Below are 2,956 nucleotides of genomic sequence, written 5' to 3' on the forward strand. Positions count from 1 at the left end.
ACCTCCGAACTCTTCCAGCCAAAGATCTCTTCAGCCGCCTCGTTCCAGCTTGTTACTCTGTATTCGAGATCAAGACTCACGATGGCTATTGGAGAATTCTTAACGATTGTTGCCAGTCTTTCGCTTGTAGCCGCCAGCACTCTCTCCGCTATCTCTCCGCGCCGCCTGGCTGATTGCGCTGTCATAGCCCACCCAACTACCGTAGTTGCTGCTGGATAGATAAGCATAACCGGCAGTGCGGCAACGGCGTAAAAAGTCTCTCGGCTTGGCGATGGGAGAAGAAGCATGCATAACAACATAAAAACATGTACGAGGATTCCGAATAGGTACAACTCAACAATCGAGTGGCGTGTCCTTCTCTCTTTCAAAAAGTGTCGCCAAAGGAGACCGACAGAAACCGAGCTGATAATCGTACTTATTCCTGCAAGCGTACCCCCTCCTCCCATGAACATTCTCATAGTTATGCTCATGGAAGCGGCAATCACGGAAGGCACGAGACCGAAGTAGAGGCCTATAAGCCCAAGGACAACGGATCTTGTATCGAAAACTACTCCAGGAGCTAGCTGCCATGAGTTGAGCATTACGGCAAGAGTGATCATACCGAGAAACAAACCTGAGATCACTTGACTTGAGAATTGTCTGCTCGGCGAAGATCGGGCATAGAAGAGCCCATAAACAACCGCAAGAGTTATGAGTAACGCTGCGTTATTCATCAAAGCTATAAGTGCTTCTCTTCCCATAGAAAATCCTCCTGCCAGTCTGCCTTAATTACTTCTACAAGAATTATAGTCTTCGCTCCTGTTGAATAAGCACAACAGAAAGACAATGCCCGATGATTTCTGTTGGGTTTCTGATCAATGAGTGCTGTTCGTACATCTTAAGGAAGGTTCTTTCGTGCTATCATCAAGTAGTTTCAGGAGGTGTCTATGGTTCGAACAATATCTAATCAAGAGTCTTCTTCTCCAGTAGTAAGGATACTTTTTGTAGAGGATTTAGTAAGTGATGCCGAACTGGCAAAGCTGGAAATAACTAGAGGGCTGGCGGATTGAGATTCAAGTCTGCGTTTTCTTACCACGGACAATCGGGAGGGATTTCTGGACGCTATTGGCACTTTTAAGCCCACTCTGATAGTCTCAGACTTCATGATGCCCGGCTTCAGTGGTATGGAAGTGATAGAACTAACGCTCGAACACGCTCCGAATATTCCGGTAATTATCCTGACAGGTTCTATTAATGAGGAGACTGCAGTCGAATGCATGAAGGCCGGTGCAACAGATTACGTCATTAAGGAGCACATCTCAAGGCTTCCCTTTGCTGTTAAAGACGCCATTAGAAGAAAAAAGGAAGAGGAGCTTAGAACTTCTGCCGAAAGGGCTCTCGAAGAAAGTGAAAGAAAGTTCAGACTAATCGCCGAAAAGGCAAGCGACCTGATATACAGAATAGAGCTTTATCCCGAACAGAAGTTTTCGTACGTCAGCCCATCATCTACAAAGCTTATCGGTTACACTCCAGAGGATCACTATGCCAATCCAAATCTTGGCTTCGAGTTGGTTCATCCAGATGATCGTGAAAAGTTGAGAGATTTGCTGGAGCATGTAGATCGTTCTCCAGTAGTACTTAGGTGGATCAAAAAAAATGGCGAAGTAGTCTGGGCAGAACAGCTTAATGTTCCAATCTACGACATTGACGGAAGGCTGATTGCTATAGAGGGGATTGCAAGAGATGTAACTGAGCGCCAGAAGGCAAACGAAGCTCTGAAGCGAGCCTTCAATTCTGTAGTCAGTGTTCTCTCTGATATGCTGAACCTTAAGGATCCATACACTCAGTTTCATGAGAAGAATGTTGCGAAGTTGGCCTTAGAAATAGCAGAAAGAATGGGTCTTGACGAGTTTACTATTGAGTCTATAAGAGTTGCTGCGATGGTTCACGATATTGGGAAGATAAATATTCCAACAGAGATTCTATCCAAACCAGGAAAACTGAGCGATATCGAGTTCGAGATGATCAAGAAGCATCCCGAAACCGCATATGAAATCCTTCGAAAGGTCGACCTACCCTGGCCCGTTGCAGATATTGTCTACCAACATCATGAGCGGCTGGACGGTTCAGGCTATCCGAGACATTTGAAGAGTGACGAGATTTTGCTAGAAGCCAAAATCATTATCGTTGCAGATGTGGTTGAGGCGATGAGTTCTCACAGGCCATACAGGGCTGCGCTTGGCTTTGAAGCTGCGATAGAAGAGATCAAAAAGAACGCAGGAGTTCTCTATGACGCTAAGATCGTCCAGATCTGTACTTCCATCCTTGAAGAAGGCTTCAGATTCTGATTCATGCTTCGATCCTAGACTAAGTCTCCGATTTGGCAGCTAGCTCGTCGTACACTGAAGCGGAATCTCGCTTGAGTCACTTAGCTGAACTGCACTGCCAACCTCCTGTACAAATAAGAGCGAAAAAATAAGAACCGCCCATGATGGGCGGTTAAGAATAGGAAGTGTTTACGCGAAAATAATAGGCATTGAATTATAATAACACAAGCTTCTGAATAAACTCATTAATCGACCGGAACATACGGTTAACTCTTCGATAAGAAATGATGATTGTCATTGATACTGCCGTGTTCGCTCCAGTGACTGATTCTACTCACACCTCTTTTGCGATTGAGTAACCCCTTTTGGTACGCTGATATACAAATAATGAAGTCTAAATCTAACTCAAAGGGAGGTGTTCTTAATCTTCTTCAATTCGATTTTGAATAGATTCTATTTTGATGCATTAACTCTCTCTTGAGTAGATTTAATTATGATGCATTACGATCCTGAATACTCCCAGGATGCTCATCCATCCTTAGCTGCCACTAAGGATGTGGTTGACAACTTGAATGTCACTTGATTAGTGGACTTTTCCTTATTAATATGATAAGGTCCCTATTTGTTCTAAGATCCGCTGTGCGCTTAAG

General features: G+C 44.4%; 3 protein-coding genes. 2 read left to right on the forward strand and 1 reads right to left on the reverse strand.

The window, feature by feature from the left end:
• The coding region (locus B3K91_RS01260; protein ID WP_292593870.1) for a LytS/YhcK type 5TM receptor domain-containing protein at positions 1 to 740 on the reverse strand (740 nt) is incomplete at its 3' end.
• Between the two features lie 186 nt (positions 741 to 926).
• Here B3K91_RS01260 and B3K91_RS01265 point away from each other — a divergent pair.
• The gene (locus tag B3K91_RS01265) at positions 927 to 1,049 is read left to right on the forward strand and encodes a hypothetical protein (RefSeq protein ID WP_292593515.1); all 123 of its coding nucleotides are present in this window, start codon (positions 927 to 929) and stop codon (positions 1,047 to 1,049) included.
• A gap of 9 nt (positions 1,050 to 1,058) precedes the next feature.
• Positions 1,059 to 2,327: an HD domain-containing phosphohydrolase gene (locus B3K91_RS01270; RefSeq protein ID WP_292593872.1), complete on the forward strand. Its 1,269-nt coding sequence runs from the start codon at positions 1,059 to 1,061 to the stop codon at positions 2,325 to 2,327.
• The last annotated feature ends 629 nt before the right edge of the window (positions 2,328 to 2,956 follow it).

The organism is Mesotoga sp. UBA5847, from assembly GCF_002432735.1.
GTDB lineage: Bacteria > Thermotogota > Thermotogae > Petrotogales > Kosmotogaceae > Mesotoga.